At 69.0% G+C, this 2,361-nt stretch carries 3 protein-coding genes and 1 pseudogene; all 4 read left to right on the plus strand.

Annotated elements, in window-relative coordinates; translation table 11 throughout:
- Positions 1-213 (plus strand): STAS domain-containing protein (locus T432_RS08925; RefSeq protein WP_044971290.1); only part of this gene is annotated, 213 nt, incomplete at its 5' end.
- Positions 214-218: 5 nt separating this feature from the next.
- A pseudogene (locus T432_RS08930) lies at positions 219-560 on the plus strand (STAS domain-containing protein); the annotation flags it as partial.
- Positions 561-624: 64 nt separating this feature from the next.
- Positions 625-1,038 (plus strand): anti-sigma regulatory factor, encoded by a 414-nt coding sequence (locus T432_RS08935; protein ID WP_010883997.1) that lies wholly within the window; start codon positions 625-627, stop codon positions 1,036-1,038.
- Positions 1,039-1,132: 94 nt separating this feature from the next.
- A complete protein-coding gene (locus tag T432_RS08940; RefSeq protein ID WP_010883998.1) occupies positions 1,133-2,188 on the plus strand; it encodes an anti-sigma regulatory factor in 1,056 nt (351 codons plus the stop codon).
- Positions 2,189-2,361: the final 173 nt, after the last annotated feature.

The raw sequence follows: 2,361 nt of genomic DNA on the forward strand, positions 1-2,361 counted from the left end.
GACACCCTGGTCGCCCAGCACCTGCTGCGAACCGTGGCAGCCACCCAGCTGATGGGCGCCGAGTGCATCATCAGTGGGATTCGCCCGCAGATCGCGCAGACCATCGTGCAACTGGGCATCGATCTGAGTGGCGTCACCACGCTCGCCACCCTCGCCGACGCGATCCGGGTCGCTATGAACCGCACCGAAGCGTCCCCACGCGGCGCGTTCTAGAGCGTATGGACCGCCTTCCCATTCTGAAGCTCGGAGACTGCCTGCTGGTGACCATTCAGGTGGAGCTGCATGACCGCCTCGCGCTCACCTTGCAAGACGACCTGACGACCATGATCGCAAACACCGGGGCGCGGGGCGTGTTGATCGACATCAGTGCGCTCGACATCGTGGACTCGTTCATCGCGCGGGTGCTGGGCAACATCGCCGCCATGAGCCGCGTGCTGGGGGCCGAGACGATGGTGGTCGGCATGCAGCCCGCCGTGGCGATCACGCTGGTGGAACTGGGGGTGACATGGCAGCACATGCACACGGCCTTGAGCGTGGAGCGTGGCCTGGAACGACTCAAGGTGCTGATCGCGGAGCGCCACACACTTCGGGGCCATTCTCCTCGGGGCAAGCGCGGAGGCGGAGTTGACGGCTCCCGGCACTGAGGCGCCCGAGACCTTGCCCGTCCGCTCGGAGGAGGACGTGGTGCGTGTGCGTCAGGCGGTGCGCGCTCTGGTGGTGCGGCTCAAGTTCAGCCTGGTGGACCAGACGAAGATCGTGACGGCGGCCTCTGAGCTGGCCCGCAACACGCTCGTCCACGGCGGGGGCGGCGAGACGCGGCTGGAGATCGTCCATGACGGCGTGCGCTCGGGGCTGAAAATGACCTTCGAGGACCAGGGGCCGGGGATCCTCGACATCGACCGGGCGCTGCGCGACGGCTTTACCTCGGGCGGCGGGCTCGGGCTCGGGCTCGGCGGTTCCAAGCGGCTGGTCAGCGAACTGCGAATCGAGACGGAGGTGGGCATGGGCAGCCGCATCACCGCCCTGAAATGGAAGTGAAGGTGGGGCGCAGGAGCACAGGCCAGCAGAGCAGGGGCCAATGATGAAGGCGGGGCTAACCGGCGCGGGGAGTGGACCTGACAGGCTAACGCCGATGTTGTTTCCTGCCCTCCGTTATGAATTGCGCGACGCGTCGGCCACCGGCGAGGCCCGCCGGGGCGCGGCTGAACTGGCCCGCTCGCTGGAATTGAGCGAGGTGCGCCAGGGTGAGCTGGCGATTATCGTGACCGAGCTGGCGTCGAACGTAATCAAGCACGCGGGTGAAGGCGAAATCCTGCTTCAGGCCCGCACGGTGGGGGGGCAGGTGGCCATCGAGGTGCTGGCGCTCGACCGGGGCCTCGGCATTGCCCGGCCCGCGGAGGTGTTTCGTGACGGTTACTCCACCGCCGGAACGCCCGGCACGGGGCTGGGGGCGACGCAACGCCTGGCGGGCAGCTTCGACCTGAGTTCGGTGCCGGAAGTGGGCACGGCGGTGCTGGCGCGGGTCTTCAGGGGCACCCTTCCCCCTGAGCCGGTGGCATCCACTGGCCTTGACGTCGGCGCGGTGGCCCTCCCCTACCCCGGTGAAACCGTTTGCGGTGATGCGGCAGCGGTTCTGACGGGGCCAGACGGGGGCCTCGGCCTGCTGCTGGTGGACGGCCTGGGGCACGGTCTGGGCGCCCACGACGCGGCGCAGGCGGCGGTGCGGGCTTTTCAGGCGGCGGGCCGCACCGGGGGCATTCCGCAGGCTCCGGATGCCTGGCTCACGGCGGTGCACGAGGCCATGCGCGGAACACGCGGCGGGGTGGGCGCGGTGGCTACCCTGGAGCCGGGCGCAGTGGATTCAGGCACAGGCACCGTTTCTTTTGCCGGAGTGGGCAACATCAGCGCCGTGGTCGTCGGCAGTGCCGGGCGGCGCGGCCTGATGTCGCACAACGGCACGCTGGGGCAGTCGTCGGTGCGCCCGCAGGTTCAGACCGCACCGTGGGACGACAGCAGCCTGCTGGTAATGCACTCCGACGGACTGCAAAGCGGCTGGAACTTGGAGCGTTATCCGGGGCTGCTGCACAAACCCGCCTCCTTGATCGCTGGGGTGCTCTACCGCGACCACGTGCGGGGCCGGGACGACGTGACTGTGCTGGTCGTGCGTGGCGCTGGGAGCCGCTTTTGAACCTGCTGGCGCTCCCCCTGCGCAGTGAGGTGGAACTCGCGGACGCCCGCACCCGCGCCCGGCACATCGCCGAACTGCTGGGGCTGGGCAACCAGGATCAGGTGCGGGTGGCCACCGTCGTCTCCGAACTCGCCCGCAACGTGCTGCTCTATGCCGGCAGTGGGCAGGTCACG

It is taken from the genome of Taylorella asinigenitalis ATCC 700933, from assembly GCF_000687755.1.
Classification (GTDB): Bacteria; Pseudomonadota; Gammaproteobacteria; order Burkholderiales; family Burkholderiaceae_B; genus Taylorella; species Taylorella asinigenitalis.

What these genes read in the sequence shown, in the direction of transcription:
- T432_RS08940 (WP_010883998.1), top strand. Translation starts at nt 1,133, where the DNA reads ATGTTGTTTCCTGCCCTCCGTTATGAATTGCGCGACGCGTCGGCCACC.